The organism is Streptomyces sp. CB02980, assembly GCF_014451325.2.
Classification (GTDB): Bacteria; Actinomycetota; Actinomycetes; order Streptomycetales; family Streptomycetaceae; genus Streptomyces.
Genome location: NZ_JACSCH020000076.1, coordinates 1 through 632, shown reverse-complemented (window position 1 = coordinate 632; position 632 = coordinate 1). Strand labels below are relative to the sequence as shown.

Here is a 632-nt window from a genome sequence, read left to right as displayed (position 1 = left end):
CACCAGCCACGCCTGCAACACACCAAGCACACGGCCCAGCAACCCCACAGCATCGCCAGAACCACCGGAACCACCGGCGTCGACCGCGTCGACGGCCTCAAGCACCGCCACCGACGGCACCACACCACCAGCAACCAGCGACGCCACATCAGCCGCATCCGCGACCATCACAGGCGCATCGCCACCACCGGAGACCGAAACCCCCGACAGCTCAGCCCACTCCAACCGGAACAACGAATCCACACCCGCACCCGCACCGGCGCCCGCAGCATCAAGCTGCTCCACCGACACCGGCCGCGACACCAACGAATCCATCGTCAGCACCGGCGCACCCGACTCGTCCGCCGCATCGAACGACAACGCATCCGGACCACACGGCGCCACCCGCACCCGCAACGCAGCAGCACCGGCCGCCTGCAACACCACACCGTTCCACGCGAACGGCAGCACGTTCCGGCCGTCGTCCTCCCGCGCCACGAAGGCGTTCGTGTGCAGAGCTGCGTCCAGGAGTGCCGGGTGCAGACCGAAGCGGCCCGCGTCCTCCCGGGGCTCGCGCGGCAGGGCGGCCTCGGCGAAGAGCTCCTCGCCCCGCCGCCAGACGGCACGCAGACCCTGGAACGCCGGCCCGTACG

The 632-nt window shown here is 70.6% G+C and carries 1 protein-coding gene; it reads right to left on the bottom strand.

What is annotated here, in order from left to right:
* Positions 1-632, bottom strand: a 632-nt coding sequence (locus E0F75_RS39825) for a polyketide synthase dehydratase domain-containing protein (protein ID WP_267500098.1), incomplete at both ends; no start/stop codon positions are given.